At 54.6% G+C, this 17170-nt stretch carries 12 protein-coding genes; 4 read left to right on the top strand and 8 right to left on the bottom strand.

The window, feature by feature from the left end:
• Positions 1-77: 77 nt before the first annotated feature.
• The 3 genes from MKY12_RS02905 to MKY12_RS02895 are packed head-to-tail and all read right to left on the bottom strand — an operon-like array spanning position 78 to position 3156.
• Positions 78-1382: an extracellular solute-binding protein gene (locus tag MKY12_RS02905; protein ID WP_036731279.1), complete on the bottom strand. Its 1305-nt coding sequence runs from the start codon at positions 1380-1382 to the stop codon at positions 78-80.
• 59 nt (positions 1383-1441) lie between these two features.
• Positions 1442-2275: a carbohydrate ABC transporter permease gene (locus tag MKY12_RS02900; RefSeq protein ID WP_339253755.1), complete on the bottom strand. Its 834-nt coding sequence runs from the start codon at positions 2273-2275 to the stop codon at positions 1442-1444.
• Positions 2275-3156 carry a sugar ABC transporter permease gene (locus tag MKY12_RS02895; protein ID WP_339253751.1) on the bottom strand — a complete coding sequence of 294 codons (882 nt, stop codon included), beginning with the start codon at positions 3154-3156 and terminating at the stop codon, positions 2275-2277. Before MKY12_RS02895 ends, MKY12_RS02900 begins: the two co-directional genes overlap by 1 nt.
• 132 nt (positions 3157-3288) lie before the next feature.
• On the opposite strand from MKY12_RS02895, the gene MKY12_RS02890 reads away from it, so the two are divergent.
• Complete coding sequence (locus MKY12_RS02890; RefSeq protein WP_339253749.1) at positions 3289-5127, top strand: histidine kinase; 1839 nt, start codon at positions 3289-3291, stop codon at positions 5125-5127.
• Positions 5124-7061 (top strand): helix-turn-helix domain-containing protein, encoded by a 1938-nt coding sequence (locus tag MKY12_RS02885; RefSeq protein ID WP_339312839.1) that lies wholly within the window; start codon positions 5124-5126, stop codon positions 7059-7061. Before MKY12_RS02890 ends, MKY12_RS02885 begins: the two co-directional genes overlap by 4 nt.
• Here the strand turns inward: MKY12_RS02885 and MKY12_RS02880 are convergent.
• From MKY12_RS02880 to yicI, 3 genes are all read right to left on the bottom strand, one after another.
• On the bottom strand, positions 7058-7216 hold the full coding sequence (locus MKY12_RS02880) for a hypothetical protein (RefSeq protein ID WP_339312837.1): 159 nt from the start codon (positions 7214-7216) through the stop codon (positions 7058-7060). The genes MKY12_RS02885 and MKY12_RS02880 overlap by 4 nt on opposite strands.
• Positions 7217-7675: 459 nt before the next feature.
• Positions 7676-8950 (bottom strand): SGNH/GDSL hydrolase family protein, encoded by a 1275-nt coding sequence (locus MKY12_RS02875; RefSeq protein WP_339312836.1) that lies wholly within the window; start codon positions 8948-8950, stop codon positions 7676-7678.
• A 630-nt stretch (positions 8951-9580) separates the two neighbouring features.
• Positions 9581-11902 (bottom strand): alpha-xylosidase, encoded by a 2322-nt coding sequence (yicI, locus tag MKY12_RS02870; protein WP_339253743.1) that lies wholly within the window; start codon positions 11900-11902, stop codon positions 9581-9583.
• A 126-nt stretch (positions 11903-12028) separates the two neighbouring features.
• On the opposite strand from yicI, the gene MKY12_RS02865 reads away from it, so the two are divergent.
• Together MKY12_RS02865 and MKY12_RS02860 are read left to right on the top strand one after the other, a co-directional pair.
• Positions 12029-12946 (top strand): AraC family transcriptional regulator, encoded by a 918-nt coding sequence (locus MKY12_RS02865; RefSeq protein ID WP_339312834.1) that lies wholly within the window; start codon positions 12029-12031, stop codon positions 12944-12946.
• 161 nt (positions 12947-13107) lie between these two features.
• Complete coding sequence (locus MKY12_RS02860) at positions 13108-13458, top strand: nuclear transport factor 2 family protein (protein WP_339253739.1); 351 nt, start codon at positions 13108-13110, stop codon at positions 13456-13458.
• A gap of 395 nt (positions 13459-13853) precedes the next feature.
• On the opposite strand, the gene MKY12_RS02855 is transcribed toward MKY12_RS02860, so the two are convergent.
• Both MKY12_RS02855 and MKY12_RS02850 read right to left on the bottom strand, forming a co-directional pair.
• The gene (locus MKY12_RS02855) at positions 13854-15980 is read right to left on the bottom strand and encodes a class I SAM-dependent methyltransferase (protein WP_339253737.1); all 2127 of its coding nucleotides are present in this window, start codon (positions 15978-15980) and stop codon (positions 13854-13856) included.
• Between the two features lie 172 nt (positions 15981-16152).
• On the bottom strand, positions 16153-17091 hold the full coding sequence (locus MKY12_RS02850; RefSeq protein WP_339253735.1) for an alpha/beta hydrolase: 939 nt from the start codon (positions 17089-17091) through the stop codon (positions 16153-16155).
• Between the last annotated feature and the right edge of the window lie 79 nt (positions 17092-17170).

Raw genomic sequence — 17170 nt, 5'->3', positions numbered from 1 at the left:
CCCCGCCTCACCTCATTCACTGAGATGGGCATGAGCGTCCCGGCCAAACCACTCTATCCAATCTGTTCCCTTTCAGATTATTTCTTCAGCTTATCCCAGGCAGCCTGCATGCCCTTCTCCCAGCCGGCTTCATCCACTTTGCCGGCAATCAATTCCTGAATGGAGCTGGCGAATTCCTGTGTAACGCCATCAGGGAATTTGGACGCCTGCAGCCCGTAGACCTTGCCTTCTTTTACATAATTCCAGACATCCGCACCCAGCAGACCGATATCCTCAGGGGTTGCCGGAATGGTGGACAGCGCAGGAATGAACTTCCATTTCTTCACGATATACTCTTTCCCCATATCCGAAGTGACCAGCCAGTTCAGGAACGTCTTCGCTTCTTCCTTGGAGCCGGATTCCTTGTTCACTACCAGGTTCGCCGGAACACCCACCGACAGCTTATCGTTCATCGCCGCATCATCGTTGATTGGCATCGGGAACATCCCGATGTTCATGTCCGGCGTAATGTTATCCACCAGGGTCTGTGCCCAGTTGCCTTCCTGCATCATAGCCGTTTCGCCCTTGGCGAACAGCGCCAGGTGAGTGTTAGCATCCGTGGTCAGCGGATTCTTCTGGCCGTATTTTACTGTCAGGTTCAGCAAGTTGCTCCAATCCTTGAACTTCTCATTCCCCACAATGGATGCAGTTCCGTCGTTCAGACCCTTGATGAATTCATCCACATTATCCTGCTGGGCAAAAGCTACGCTAATCCCCTGAATCCCCAGCAGCCACCATTCCTGATAAGCGTTGCCGAACGGAGTTACGCCAATCGCCTGCAGCTTTTTAGCTGCTTCTTCAAGCTGGGAAATGGTTTTTGGCGTCTCTGTAATCCCGGCCTTGGCGAACAGGTCCTTGTTGTATACATAACCGATTCCTTCAAGGTTCATTGGCATCCCGTAGGTTTTGCCGTCCTTGGTCATAGGTTCTGCTGCAAGTGGAATCAGATCCTTCACCCAAGGCTGGTCGGACAGGTCTTCGAGTTTGTCTTGCCACAGTGCCATTTCAGCATACCCGCCGTTACTGAAGATATCAGGAGCATCGCCGGAAGCGAATTTGGTCTTCAGCGCTGCACCATAGTCTGCGCCGCCGCCCACCGTCTGGATATCCAGCTTGATGTTAGGATGCTCTTTCTCGAATTCCACCTTCAGCTCATTCAGGCCTTCCACGATCTCGGTCTTGAACTGGAAAATCTTAACCGTCTTCACAGCGCCGCTGTTGCCAGCGCTTCCATTAGAAGCATTATTTGAGGCAGACTTATCGGCATTGCCGCCACAAGCCGCGAGCACTACTGACATTAGCATTACGGATGACATCATCAGTGCAGAATGTTTCTTCTTCATTAGATATTTCCCCCTTGAATAATTTAACTGCTTCTTATGTGGAACGGGAGCCCGGTGAATTAACCCTTCACCGAGCCAGCCGCTATTCCCTCAACAATGTAACGCTGCATGAACAGATAGAAGATGACGATCGGGGCAATCCCGATGGTCAGTGCCGGAAGCGCCATATCCCACTGCTTCGTATACTGGCCGAAGAAGGAGAAGGTCGCCAGCGGAATCGTCCGCAGTCCGGGTGCTTGAAGAATCAGAGACGGCAACAGATAGTCATTCCAGATTCCCAGCGCATTGAGCACGATAATGGTCATCAGCATCGGCTTGAGCAGCGGCAATACAATCCGGAAGAACGCGGAGATCGGGTTACAGCCATCCACCGTGGCCGCCTCTTCAATCTCCAGCGGCACAGACTTGATGAAGCCGTGGAACAGGAAGATCGCCATCGGAATGCTGAGGCCGAGATGGGAGATAATGAGACCTGTGAAGGAGTTATTCACGCCCAGGACGTTCACAACCTTCAAGATCGGAATCATAATCGTCTGGAACGGAACCACCATCGCCGCTACCATCAGCAGCAGCAGAATCTGGTTGAACCGGTTATTGGCACGCACCATGCGGTACGCCGCCATCGCACTGAACAGCGAGATCAGCGCTACACTGATGATCGTAATAATCAGCGAGTTGCGGAAGGCCTCGGAGAACCGGGCCAGCTTCCAGGCATTCGTATAGTTCGACCACATGAAGCTCTGCGGCCAGCTTGCCGCGTCGCTCAGAATCTCGCCGAAGGATTTCACCGAATTCGCCAACAGGAAGTAGAACGGAGAGAGGAACAAAAGCGCCAGAAGGATCATAATCACTTCAATGCCGATATTCCATCTGCTTTTGGTCTTGGCATTCATTAAGCTTCTACCTCCTTACTCTTCGTTATACGAACCTGAATGACAGTGATCAGCGCTACAATGAGGAAGAATAACAGCGCCTTAGCCGTACCCAGACCATAACGGTTGTTCAGGAAGGCTTCGTTATAGATGTTCATCGCTACAGATTCCGTCGATTTGAACGGTCCGCCTTTGGTCAGCGAGAGGTTCAGGTCGAACATCTTGAAGGACCAGGAGATCGCCAGGAACAGGCCAATCGTAACCGCAGGCATAATCAGCGGAAGGATGATGTTACGCAGCACCTGCATCCGGGAGGCGCCGTCAATCTCGGCAGCTTCAAGCACCTCTTTGGAGACGTTGCTGAGCGAAGCGATGTAGATGACCATCAGATAGCCGGAGGACTGCCAGATGAAGACCAGGACAATTGCCCAGAAGCCGGTGGTCGCATCCCCGAGCCAAGGAAGGTTGAAGAAGGACAGGCCTGTAAGATCGCCCATAGTGGCGAAGCCTTTGATGAAGATGAACTGCCAGATGAACCCGAGCAGCAGGCCCCCGATCACATTCGGCATGAAAAAAATGGTCCGGAGCATATTCCGTGTCTTCAAGGGTTTGGTCAAAAGATAGGCGAGGAAGAAGCCTACTACGTTAGTCAAGATCACACCCAGCACGGTGAATCTAACGGTAAACCAGAAGGATGACCAGAAATCGTGATCATTTGTAAAAATACTTTTAAAATTCTCAAAGCCGACCCAGCTTACATTACCGGATACGCCGTTCCAATCCGTGAAGGAGTAGTACATCCCCATCAGAAACGGAACAATCATGATCAAGGTAAAAAACAATAATGCCGGGCCAACGAAAAATACCTGCTGACCAAATTGGGACAATTTATTGCCGCGCATGTATGGCCCCCCTTTCTTTTACTCACTCACTTGTTTATGATCTAAAGATATTATCTGTTTTTTGCAGAGCCTCTTACACCTACGCAAGTGATCTTTAGGGTGTAAAATATTGACCTGGATGTGACCCGCCCCATGAAATGGACCAGTATCCGCACGAAGCTGATTGTCTTCCTGCTTGTGCCCACCTTAATCTGCATTATGGCTACGATGTATGTCAGCTATTCCCACACCACCAAGTCGCTGCGGGACCGGGCGGTCGATGAGAACAAGAATCTGCTCTATCAGGGCTACAAGAACATTAACAGTCTGCTGCAGGAGATTAACCGTCTATCGCTGAACGTTTATTCCGACGGCGATTTCTACCGGCTGCTGGAAGCCGGGTACGACGATCTGTCCTCCGATATTGCCATCTATAACTCGCTCAGCTATATCTCCACCTCGCTGCCCCACCTCTCACAGGTGTACTTATACAGTGTGAAAGACTCGAAGGCTACGCTGATTACCGACAATACAACACCCAAGCGCTGGCTGGCTAATGCCCCCTACCACCAGTCCAGTCTGAGCGGAAGCTCACCGGTAAGCGTGCAGAGTACACATCTGAGCAATGCTTACGGGCTAAGGCTGCCCTTAACGCAGTTTATACCGGAGCCGGTCTTTACGCTGCACCGCAGAATTGAGCGTATCCCTACCTCGCAGGCGCTAGGCTATCTGTCAATTGATGTGAAGCTGGCTGCCCTCAGTGAGATTGTGGACCAGCTGTACGAGCAGGATCAGGAGAAGCTCTACCTGGTGGACAGCAGCGGCAGGCTGGTCTACAGCCATGATTCCGGGCTGCTCGGCAAACCGCTGAATGCTGATTGGTATAACACTCAGATTGCGGACAGTACGCAGTTGCAGGGTTATTTTGAACAGGACAGCTCTGTATTCATCTATCAAAAAATCGACAGCATCGGCCTCGGCTGGACGCTCGTCAAGCAGATTCCCGTCTCCTACCTGTTCCGCGAAGCCAAGGAGGCCGCCGCGATCAACCTTCTGCTGCTGGCGCTGCTGCTGGTAACGATCATTGTTCTGACGATCCTTGTCTCCTTCCGGATTACCGCGCCGATCAAGCAGCTGACCCGGTATATGAATCAGGTCCAGACCGGGAATCTCAACATTGAGATCCGCCCGGCAGGTAACGATGAGATCGGGGTAGTCACCGAGCATTTCCGCAGTATGATGGATACGATCAACAATCTCATTCTGCGGGAGTACAGACTGGAGCTGGCGAGCCGGACCAATGAGCTGAGGGCGCTCCAGTCCCAGATTAATCCGCATTTTCTGAACAACACTCTCCAGATTATCGGTACGCTGGCCCTGGAGCTGAAGGTGCCGCAGATCTACGGCTTGCTGTCGGCTCTGGCCAAAATGATGCGCTACAGCATGTACAATGATGAGAAGGTGGTGACGGTCCAGAATGAGCTGGATCATGTCAAAGCGTATATCCAGCTGCAGAAGGAGCGTTTTGAGAACAAGTTCAGCTTCCGCTGTGAGGTGGAGGAGCCGCTGCTTCAGGCGCTGATGCCCAAAATGATCCTGCAGCCGATTGTGGAGAATTACTTCAAGCACGGCTTCCAGCTTGACCGCCAGGACGGATACATGGAGATTAACGTGGCCGCGCTAACCCCGGAGCGGATGGAGATCAGCATCGCCAACAACGGCCTCCCGATTCCGGCAGGACGGCTGGAGGCGCTGCGCAAGGAGCTGGAGCAGTCCAGCACCGTTGAAGAACGGGAGCTCCTGCAGAATGCCGGACAGGACAGCCCCAGCAGACGCGATGCACCGGGCGCGGGCATCGGCCTCGGCAATGTGCTGGCCAGGCTGCGGCTGGTCTGCGGCGATAACGCCCTGCTGACCGTGGATAATCTGAAGACAGGCGGGGTAATCATCCGCCTTGAAATCGATATTGTAGTGGAGAGTGAACGGATATGAAGGCACTGATTGTAGATGACGAAGCAAGAGTCCGGAAGGCCGTCCGCCTGCTGGTGGACTGGGAGGCCCATCAGATTGAGGAGATTCTGGAGGCGGGTAACGGCAATGAGGCCATCGGTCTAATCCGCCAGGAGAAGCCAGCGCTGGTCATTATGGATATGATGATGGAGTCCGGGAGCGGCCTGGAGCTGATGACCTGGGTGGATGAATTCGCAGGCAGCACCAAGTTCATTGTGGTCAGCGGGCATAATGATTTCGACTTCGTCCGCCAGACCGTCCGCCATGGCGGCATCGATTATATCCTGAAGCCGATTGACCCGGATATGATTAACAGCGCGGTCTCCAAAGCAGTATCCGCCTGGCGGGCCGAGGAGGCGGAACGCAGCCACCGCCAGCACCAGAACCTCCGGCTGAATGAGATCAAGCCGATCTTCGGGGAGAAGCTGCTGTCCGCATTGATCGACGACAAGGTGAATGCCGAGGCCTCGCTGCGCCGCCTGATCCATGACGGCATCATTCCGCCGGACATTAAGATTTCGCGTCTGCTCCTCGTGCAGACGGACAGCGGCAACAATCCGCTGCTGCGGCGCTTCGGCGGTGACAGCGAGCTGCTCTACTATGCCATCGTGAACATCTGCAACGAATTTTTGCAGCAGCAGGGCACGGGCATCGCCTTCCGCTATTGGGGCGGGCCGCCGGAGATTGCCATCCTGCTCTGGGAGCCGCATGAATCCGTCACTTCGCTGATTAGCCGGATGAATCAGGGCATCTTCCTGACGCTGCAATTCCGCATGCATTTCGGAATCAGCACGCCGGGCGCTTTCCCCGCGCATCTGCCGGCGGGACGCGCCGAAGCCGCCGAAGCGCTGCTGCGGCGGAATCTGCTCAGGCATGAGGATTACTGCCATTTTGCGGGAGAGGAGGCGCTGCCGGGCGCGGGGACAAGCATGGGAGCGGGCTCGGTGGCAGGCGGGGAGACTAATGTGGGTGTGATGACGGGCGGGAAGCCAGGCTTGGGTGCGGTGACAGGCGGAGTGACTGGCAGTGGAATGGACGAGGTGACGAGCCGGAAGTCAGGTGCGGGTGCGGCGACAGGCGGATTGACTGGCTCGGGAACGGGCGAGGTGACTGGCCGGAAGTCAGGTGCGGGTGCGGGGCCGGGGTGGGTGACTGGCAATGGTGCTGGCGCAGTGACGGGCAGGGAGCCGGGGACGATACCCGGCGGGAAGCCGCGCGATAAACGGGAGACCGCAGTCCCGCTGAGCTTCGCCGATGTCCAGGAGGACTGGCGGATGGCAGTCATCAGCGGGACGCCCGAGGCCCTGACCGCAGCAGCGCAGCACTGGACCCAGGAGTTGAGCCGCCGGGGGGTGGTTACCCCGCAGATGCTGAACGACTGGAGGGCCGATGCGCTGCTGCTTCGCTCCCGGCTGGTCCGGGAGGCGCTTGGCAGCCAGGCGGCTAACGTGCTGGCTGAGCTTGAGCAAGGGGACCAGCAGAACCCCTCTCCGCAGCCCAGCGGCTATTCCTTCTCCCTGTTCGCCTGGCGCGATTGGTCCCTTGCCTTCATGCAGCAGTTATCCCGGGCGCTCACGGACAGACAGCAGAAAGAGCGGAACCCGATGACGGAGATCGTAAAATACATTGAGCAGAATTACCCCTCCGACCTCTCCCTTCAGGAGATGGCGGGCAAATTCCAGGTCAGCCGCGAGTATGTCTCACGCCGGTTCAAGCAGGAATACGGCATCAACTTCTCCGACTACATTGTCAGCGTCCGCATCGAGAAGGCCAAGCTGCTGATGCAGAATCCGGGCCTCAAGCTGGCCCAGATCTCGGAAATGGTCGGCTTCCACGACGTCAAATACTTCAGCAAGGTCTTCAAGAAGCACACCGGCCATTCGCCGAAAGACTACCGGGATCAGGCGGAGCATTAAGCTCTGCCTTCGCCTACATTCGGCTGTGTTCCCTCGCGGCGGTGCATTGTGTTCGGTTTTTCGCCTACATTCGGCCGTGTTCCCTCGCGACGGTGCATTGTGTTCGGTTTTTCGCCTACATTTGCTCCGGTTACTTCACCCTTTAAGTCCTTCATGGCTCTTCAGCCATCCACAGATGAAGAGCTGATGCTCTACTAGTAGCTCATCAGCTCTAAACGTGTGAAAATTACTTTAACTAATGGCTTGCTGAGTGGTTACCTCCCCCCGATTAGGGGACAAGGGGGAGGCTTAATTGTAATTCGTACAACTAAATCGTCCGATATGCCGCCAAATCTCCCTTTAGATGTAGTTCGTGCAATTAAAATACCCCTATACCTGGATTTTCGTCCATCCGGGCAAATCTAGTTGCACAAAATACAATTAGAAGAGGAAGTCCATCCGTTTCACTGTTTTTAGTTGCACAGAATACACTTATTCCTGTTTTTTCGCTACGAACGCAGCTTCATCCCTTACCTCATTCGCAGCTTCATCCCTTACCTCATTTATGGAATGAACTCACTTGTTTAATTCTGATGCTCTACTAACTGCTGCCGTCCGTTTGCTGTTAAATTTCGTTAACCTCTGTACCACGCCAGAAAAGCCGCCGCCACTGCCTTGCCGGCTGCGCCGTTCGGGTGCGGATCGAACTCGTCGCTCATATACTCCGGCTTGATCCGGTGATCTGCAGGAGCCGGAACTGAGAGGACGGCGGCCATGTCGAATACGCGGTCCACTCCGGCCGGAGGACTCATGCGGATACATTCATTCACTTTACGCCAATGGGTCTCACGCTCGCCCTCGAAATTGAAAGGTGGCACGGTGCTGAGAATTACTGTTGCCTCCGGCTGTGCTTCCTTGATCCGGGAGATAATGTGTGCGAGGTCCCCCAGCAATTCATCTGCCGAGCGCTGGCCGATATCCAGATCATTCACGCCCAGCACGATTAGCACTTCATCCCCCTGCTGCGCCTTATGCAACCAGGGACCGTCCGTGGCTACATCGTAAGCCCGGCCCCAGCCGGAGCCGATATTCCACACTCCATACTCTGTGCCCAGCCCCTCCGCAATTCTTGCCGCCCAGTGTGTGTATTGATCCTTGGCAGTCCGTACCCCTTGCGTGATCGAGTCACCCAGAAAAACCAGCTTCTTCGTTCCATCCTTCTTGTAGCCCAGGAAGCTTGGAAGCACCTGCAGCTTATCCGATTCGCTGAACCCGGCGGCCGACTCCTGGGCGGCTAACGTGCCCGGCACATCGTAGCCGGAGACCAGCATTCCCTCCACATTGAAGGGGAATGACTTGCCTGCGCCAGCCGTCTTCAAGGTCCAGGTGAAGGCCAGCATATGGCCCTCCGGCAGCTCCAGAAGCGCTTCGTCGCTCCAGAACTGCTCACCCGGCTCCACTCGCCGCGACAATTCGCCGCCAAAGGTAACCGGCACCTGCGAGCCCGGCACAATGCTGCCATCCGGCGCGGCTCCGCCATCGGCAACATATGCCGCTTCGATGCTCCACTCGCCGCCCGGTTCACTGGCTATCGCATCCGCGCCCAGGTCCCAGGTCGAATCCACCGCATTGCTGTGCCAGAACTTCAGCGTCAGGCTCCCGTTCTCCCGCAGCCGGATATAGGTGCGGTACGTATGGGTGAACAGCTCCGGCGCGTTCATAATATAGTTGGCGGCTGTAGACAGCGCGGTGGCCGAGCTGAACTCCGGCTGGCTCAGTACTCCGTTTGGCCTGTTCTCCTTGTTCTCCATAGTGCAGCCCGCCTTCCCGATACTCTCTTCCCCACTATCCACCTTCCCCCAGTCCTCCTCTCCAATATTCACTGTCCCTCTACCCTCAATATTGTTCATAGTCATCGACTCCTTTATTCTGGTGCTTCTTCTATGGCTGATGGGCTGGCGGGCTTGTGGGTTGGTGCGGCTGATGCTGTACAGTAACTTAACTCGACAGTAACTTGGCAACCCTTCCAGCATTCCTTCAGCATTCCTTCAGCACTCCATTGGCGGCACTCCTTTAGCACTTCTTCAGCACTCGTTCGAAACCTCTAATGTTGCACTATCTGCAACACTGCTGCCTGTGAAACTCGCTATTTCGGTGCAATGTTGCACCAAATGCAGGAATTTCGCCGCTTATTCGCCCAAGGAAGCTGAAATGCTGCATTTTTGACAACAATTCGCCATAGCCCTGCTCCTGCTGCGGGGATTGTTGCATTTCTGGCAGCAATTAGCCCGTTGTGGCTCATCGTGTGCGCCATTGCACTCCCCATCGCCGCCAATCCCCAAAAAGCTCCCCGATCCAGGAGACTAATGTCCCCTGTCATCAGAGAGCTTGGTTACTTAAGGGCCGCCATAGGCTAAGCCAGCGTGCAGGTGTGTTAATTCGGTCTATAGTTGTGTTAATTCAGTCTTGCAGGTGTGTTAATTCGGCTATAGTTGTGTTAATTCAGTCTTGCGTGTGTGTTAATTCCGTCTATAGTTCACTTATTTCAGCGTAATCGTGAACGATACGGATTTCTCGCCCGCGCCCACGCTCACTGTAGTCTCATCTACCTGCTCCGCACCTTCCACGGAAGCGATAGCGCCGAGATCCTTCACCGCCAGGGTGAATGCTTTGCCGCTGCCTTCGGCAGTTACTTTTACAGCACTGCCGCTGCGAACCGCTTCCACCTTCAGCTCAGAAGCCCCGTGGATATCACGCACAGTCGCTGCAGCAGACTTCCCGTCCTCCAGGGAGTACAGGCCGAACTTCACGCCATCGGCAAAATCATAATCCGGACGGCTGTCCTCACTGCCCACAGCCAGCAAAGTGTTCGGCCGAACGAACAGTGGCAGGCTGAAGAAGTCATGCTTCTCCTTGCGCCATGCTCCGCCCTGTACGGTCTCACCGCTTAACAGGTGTGTCCAGCGTCCGGCCGGCAGGTAGTACTTCACTTCGCCGTTCTCCTGGAAGATCGGAGCGACCAGCAGGGAATCACCAAGCATGTACTGGCGGTCCAGCACCTCACAGGTCGGATCTTCCGGGAACTCCATCACCATGGCCCGCATCGAGGCCCAGCCTTGCTCATGTGCCTGTCCGGCTACATCATACAGGTACGGCATCAGGCTGCACTTGAGCTTGGTGAAGAAGCGGGTAACGTCCACGGCTTCATCGTCATACGCCCAAGGCACACGGTACGAGGTGCTGCCGTGCAGACGGCTGTGGCTGGAGAGCAGGCCGAAGGCCAGCCAGCGCTTGAAGACATGCGCCGGAGCGGTGTTCTCGAACCCGCCGATGTCATGGCTCCAAAAGCCGAAGCCGGACAGGCCGAGCGACAGGCCGCCGCGCAGGCTCTCTGCCATGGATTCATAGTCGGCATAGCAATCGCCGCCCCAGTGAACCGGGAACTGCTGGCCGCCAGCGGTAGCGGAGCGTGCGAACACGGCAGCTTCATTTTTGCCGAGCTTCTCTTCCAGCACCTCGAATACAACCTTGTTATACAACTGGGTATAATAGTTATGCATCTTGTAAGGGTCGGAGCCGTCAAAGTATACCACATCCGTCGGAATCCGCTCGCCGAAGTCCGTCTTGAAGCTGTCTACGCCCATATCCACCAGGTCGCGCAGGTAACCGGCATACCATTCACAAGCCGCAGGGTTCGTGAAGTCGACCAGTCCCATTCCCGCTTGCCAGAGGTCCGTCTGATAGACGTCACCGTTGGCTTTTTTGAGCAGATAACCGTTCTTCCGGCCTTCTTCAAACAGCGGGGAGCGCTGTCCGATATAGGAGTTGATCCATACGCAGATCTTCAGCCCCTTGTCGTGCAGACGCTTCAGCATCCCCACCGGGTCCGGGAACACACGGGAATCCCACTGGAAATCCGTCCATTGATATTCGCGCATCCAGAAGCAGTCAAAGTGGAACACATGCAGCGGCAGATCGCGCTCCGCCATCCCTTCCACGAAGGAGTTCACCGTAGCTTCATCGTAATCTGTAGTGAACGAAGTCGTCAGCCACAGGCCGAAGGTCCAGGCCGGAGGCAGCGCAGGCTTGCCGGTCAGGGAGGTGTATTTCGTGATGACCTCTTTAATCGTCGGTCCTTCAATCACGAAGTATTCCAGGCTCTCTCCGGCTACGCTGAACTGGGCCTTCTTCACCTTCTCAGACGCAATCTCATACGATACCAGCTCCGGCTGATTCACAAATACACCGTACCCCTTGCTCGTCACATAGAACGGAACGTTCTTGTACGCCTGCTCGGAGCTTGTACCGCCGTCTTTGTTCCACAGATCCACCACCTGGCCATTTTTGACAAAAGCCGTAAAGCGTTCGCCCAGACCATACACGAATTCGCCGACGCCTAAGTCCAGCTCTTCACGCATGAAGGTGTTGCCGTCCTGATCCGTGATGTAGGCCATCGACTTGTAACCGCTGCCGGTAATTCGCTCGTCCCCGCGGTAGAAGTCCACCGACCAGTGGGTGCCCTTGTTAATGACCACACGGAGTCCGCCGCTGATCAGCACTGTCTGCGTCTCTGTCTCCTCGATCTCCACATGATCGCCGGTTCCCTCAGTCAGCTCGAACGAAGGTCCGCGTGGAATCACGCCGTCGTTATGAATAATTTTGACTCCTACCACGCCCGGAAGCGGGGAGTGGAATTTCACCGTCAGCAGTGTGGAGTTGAGTGTCGCCGAACGTCCCGTGATGGGTGTAGTCTGCGTGATGGCGGTCAGGCCTTCCTCTGTTTTCTCTACAACATAGTTCTGCACTGCACCATTGATTGTAATTCCGTCACGAACCAGCCATAAGCCGTCTGTAAATTTCATATGTGCACTTGCCACCCTTCGATTTGGTGTATATAGTTGCATTATACCGATAATAAAAGCTCAAAACTAATAATATATAGCTTATTTATAACACTATTTTGACGTCATCAGACAAGGAGGCCCCTAATGGACCGTACCTCGCAGCGCTTGCTCAAAGAAGACCGCGAACACGGGGATGTCATGTTCCCCCTGGCTGCCTACTGGATCGACCTTCCCGCCGGAGCGCATGTCCTGGACACCCACTGGCATGAGGAAGCCGAGTTCTTCCTGCTGCTGGAAGGCGAGATTCTGTTTCAGGTAGACACCGACTATTTCACGCTTCGCCCGGGTGAGGCCGTGTTCATTGAATCAGGGGATATCCATGCCTCATACGCGCTTACGGAGACCCCCTGCCGCTTCTGCGCCCTTGTCTTCCACCCCGACCTGCTGGCCAGCGCCCAATATGATACTATCCAGCAGAGTGTTATTCTGCCGCTTCAGGAGAAACGCCAGAGCTTTCCGCGCCACCTCACCCCTTCTGTTCCCTGGCAGGCGGAGCTGCTGGTGCATCTGAACCGGATGATGAACGCGTATGAGCAACAAATGCCCGGATTCGAAGCTTTTATGAAAGGAACCCTGCTGATTATGCTCTCGCAGATTGCGCAGCCGGGGCGCTTCGTCAACCACAGCCAGTCCGAAGGCGCGGAGCCCACGAAGATTGACCGCCTGAAGCGGGTAATTCTCTATATCCAAGACAACTACCAGGAGCCGATCCGCACCCGAGACCTGTCGGGGCTGATTCCGATGAGCGAAGGGCAATTTTGCCGTTTTTTCAAAAGCATGACCCGCAAGACGCCCGTCGATTACATCAACTCCTACCGGGTCCGCCAGGCCGCAGCCCTGCTGAAGCAGGGAGACCGCAAAATCTCCGATATTGCCATGGATGTCGGCTTCGACAACGTCAGCTACTTCATCAAAGTGTTCCGCAAAGTCATGAACTGCTCGCCCTCAGAATTCCGAAAGGACGCCAGTCCCTTCACCGGGCAGAACCAGCTTTATCCGTAGGCTGGACCCCGCCCCATTCTTTTTTCCTGCTTACGGTTGCCCGGATACGTTTAAGTTAGGGTATGGATGACCACGGCACCTGCCGCTTCAGCGGTGGCCTAATGGCTCATTCCGGTGGACATGCCGTTCCCCACTAATCTACTTACAGGAGGCAGATATTCATGAATCAGCATGTAACCTTGCCAATTGAGGTACAGGACTTCTACAATGCAGTGAACCAATACCAGCCTGACGCTCTGATCGAATTGTTCGCACCCGGCGCTACCGTGAAGGATAACGGGAAGTCGGCCGAAGGCACAGAGGCTATAGCGGCTTGGGCAGAATCCGAGCTATTCTCTGCTAAGGTCCGCTTTACTATTATGGAAATTGAAGAAATCCAGGGCCGCATTGCAGTGACCGCTGAGATGGAGGGGGAGTTCAATAAGAACCGTGTTCCCGCCCCGCAGCAGTTCACCCATGAATTCAAGGTACAAGGCGGCAAAATCAGCGAGCTGATCATCACGCTTAAATAACGCCGAGCAAGTTCAAAGTATAACCATACTTTATAACTCAAAAGGCTGTCCCATAAGTCATGAATATGACTACGCGGGACAGCCTTTTAATTACATAAGATGGGTTTCAGCACTGGAGTGGACGCGGCGATGGCCACTCCGTTGTGTTCTTGTGTTCCCTGATTGCATTTTCTGCAATAGATTCCGCTCTATATTGCCCTAGAACGCATTCTATTGTATTTCATACAGTAGATTACTGGATTTAGGCTCCAGAAGGCCATTTCCGGCGAATTCTATTGTATAGAGTGCAATAGAAGCTACTTTCCCGTCGATTTCAGAGACATCTATTGCACAAAGTGCAATAGCCAAACGTTGAGCATTAGAGTATAGGCAAGTTACTTAACACTACATCCCCATTACCTGCCAGCAAGCACGGAATTCCTCCCACCGTCTTTACGAATTACAATAAAGCAGGTGCTGTCCGGCAAAGGCACCGCCTGCCCGTTATCGTCCATCATAACCACTCTGTTCTCCAGCGCCTCCGTGTAGCCCTCCTGCAGGTAATGACGCAAGACCTCTATCTTGGCCCGGTCCCCCAGCGTCTGCTGAATGAATGCGGTGTACTGCGAAGGTGTGAAGTAGCCGAACTGTTCCTGAACCTCATGAATGTAGGCTTCCTCCCCCCAGGTGTAGGTATAGAGGAATTCCATCGCATCGTTTACCGGCATCAGAACCTCGTATTCGCCCAGCTGTTCATAACGGATATTCCGTCCGGCAAAATCCTTCGCGTACCGCTCCAGCCACGCCATCCCGTCCGCCTCCAGGAACCGCACTCTGCGCCGCTCCTCCTCCGGCTCGCTCATAATCCCGTCGCGGATAATGATCGTCCCGCCATCTGCCAGTACATCGAAGGCACTGGTCAGCGCTGCCGCCACCGTGCCATGATTGAACTTCCGGCCGTCCAGCGGCACATAGGAGTATAGCTCATGCAGAATCGATGAGAAAATCACCGTGTCCACCGTGCCCGGCTCCACGTAATCCTTCAGGTTCAGCGCATCGCCCTGGAGCACCTCCCAGCGGCGGTCCTCCCGCTGCTTGCGCTGCCGCAGCGCTTCGATCACATTGCTTGCGATATCAATCCCCACTGGCACCACCTCCGGCATCCGCTCCTCAATCAGATCGAGCAGCACCCCGCCGCCGGGGCCGATGTCCAGCACCTTCCCTCCGGTAACGTAGTCCAGAATCACTGCCTTATAGTCAGCCGTATCATTCATCTGGCTTAAGTACGTATCCTCATTGTGGAAGCGGTCGAAAGCGTCCCGCCGCAGATCGAACAGGTCGAACAGCAGCAGGACCGCCCGTTCATACAGCGCTGACTTCTCGGCCTCCATACAGAACTCAATTAGCTTCTCCGCTGCTGCTGAGAACTCGAACTGGAAGAACAGCGTATCCGGCAGATGCTCCTTACCCCGCAGCCTGTGCGTAAGATGCGGGTTGCTGCCGGAAGGCTTCACGCCGCTGTAGATCTCCTCCCAGCTCAGCTCCGAGAGATACTTCTCAATAATCCGTTTCTTATAGACGTTGATCTTCTTGCTGCCCTTATAGTCATAATGAATACTGTTCATGACCGCCTCGAAGCTCAGATGGCTCAGATGGCTTAGCTGAAGCGGGCCGCTGCCGGCCACCAGACTCATGACCTTCAGGAACTGCTCCAGCGAGAAGGTCTGGAGCGCCGATTCCACATACCAGAAGGTGGCAGGCTGCAGCGGCTCCAGCGCAGCTGGGAGGAAGCCCTCCTGCACCAACCCGTCCCACTCCGTCTCGTAATCCTCCCCCTGCGCAATGGACCCGGCGCGCATTCTCCGCAGACGTTCCTTCATCGGGACTTCAGGCTGCAGATTCCCTGAAGCAATTACAGCAATCAGCTCCATGACCTGCAGGCGGACCTCCTGCCACAGCTCCGGGGATACCGCAGCAATGATGCAGTGATTCAGTGCGAACAGCAGCCGCTCCAGCTCCTCTGCGCCCAGCAGTCCCTGCTCCACCAGTGCGGACAACGGAAGATTGACGGAAGGCGGAACCTCGCCGCGGATTTGCTGTCCAATCAGCCCATGCGTCTCGATCAGCGTATGTATGACCCGTCTCTTCTCCGCAGAGCCTGCCTCGTCCTGCTTCATCCCTTCTGCATACCTCCGGTACAATTCTGCGGAGCCGATATTATGAACGAAAATATTAATACCCTCTTCCTGCCAGCTCCGCCGCTGCCGGAGAGTCCCGCCCTTAGCCGTCTCCGACCAGATCAGCGTCTCCTCAGCCAGCTCCTTGATCCAATACGACAGCGGCAGACTGTCCAGCACCCGCAGACTCCGCTCTACATAATCCAGCACCGGATTCTGCTGCGCAAGCGACTGCAGCGATTCTACCCGCTCCAGGTTCACAATCGTCTGCTCTGCCTGCACGATGTACTCCAGCCACGGATAGCCTTCTCCGGCAGGCCATTCTCCTTCACGATACGCCTCTATAGCCCGTAATGATTTCAGCATTTGCATACCTCCCTATGTAATAGCAATCTATATACAATAGCCCATGTGCTTCAGGTTTGAATCAGAGTGTCCCCGGAATGGAACAAACCGCAAGCTTCTATTATAGAAGCCTGCGGCTGCGAAGAGCTCTTGTTCAATTGTATCAGATAGTTGGCCGGGAATCAGATTCCTCTCATTTCACACCTGCCATGAATTCTCTGTAATCCTTGGCAATCTCTTTGGACAGCGTATGATGCAGATAATGTCCGCCATTGAGCGGCACCAGCTTACCGTACACGGAATCCTTCACCTGTTCCTCATGCAGCTGCATCCAGCCCTCAACATCGGTATTATTTGACTGTACGAAGAGCAGCAGCGGAAGCTCTTTGGGGAAGGTCAGCGCCTGGGCTGCTGTGAAATTCTCCTTGAAATACTTACTCTCATTCACGACAGTGTCATTGTTTGAGTTCTTGGTGGCGATCATCTTCATCTGCTGCTTGGTATGCTCGTCGAACGAAAGCCCGGCATACGGGTCGCCGCCTATCTTTTGGAACAATCTCACAATGCCGGATTTGTCGAGGAACTTAAGCGTTCCCACCGGTATTTCATCGTCCAAGCCCCCTTGGTTCGGCACACTGCTGTCGATTCCCACAAAGGCCGTCACTTCATCCTTATACTTGTTCACATAATCCAGCCCGTAGATTCCGGCGATGGAATGCCCCATGAGGGTGTAACGCTTGATTCCAAGCTGCTGCAATGCTTCATGAATCTCACTGACGATATTGTCCGAGGTCCGTTCCTTATCGGTCCGGTCACTTAAGCCATAGCCGAACGGCTCCACCACGACTACTTTGTAGTTAGGAGATAGCTCGTCTACCAGCGGTTTGAAATCAAGCGCCGGTGCCCCGGTGCCATACCCCGTCAGCAACACCACAGTCTCCTCACCCGATCCCTGGATGAGTACATTCATCTTCTTGCCATCGACTGGCACAAGCTGCCCGTACTGATCAATCTTCTTCAGCTCCGCTTTGCTGCTGATGATATTGACCACAAATACTACGGCAAAAAACAATACGATCACAATCAACAATGCCGCTATAGACTTTAGCAGGATTCTGAGTCCTTTTTTCATTATACAATCACCTGTCCTTATGAATCGGATGTACTGCCTTGATGAAGTGCTAAGGATAGTATATATAATGAAAATGTAC

Origin of the sequence: Paenibacillus sp. FSL M7-0896 (assembly GCF_037975415.1) — a bacterium.
In the GTDB taxonomy this organism is placed as follows: Bacteria; Bacillota; Bacilli; order Paenibacillales; family Paenibacillaceae; genus Paenibacillus_AQ; species Paenibacillus_AQ silagei.
Note: the sequence above shows the minus strand (reverse complement) of the source record. Positions and strands in the feature narration are given on the sequence as shown.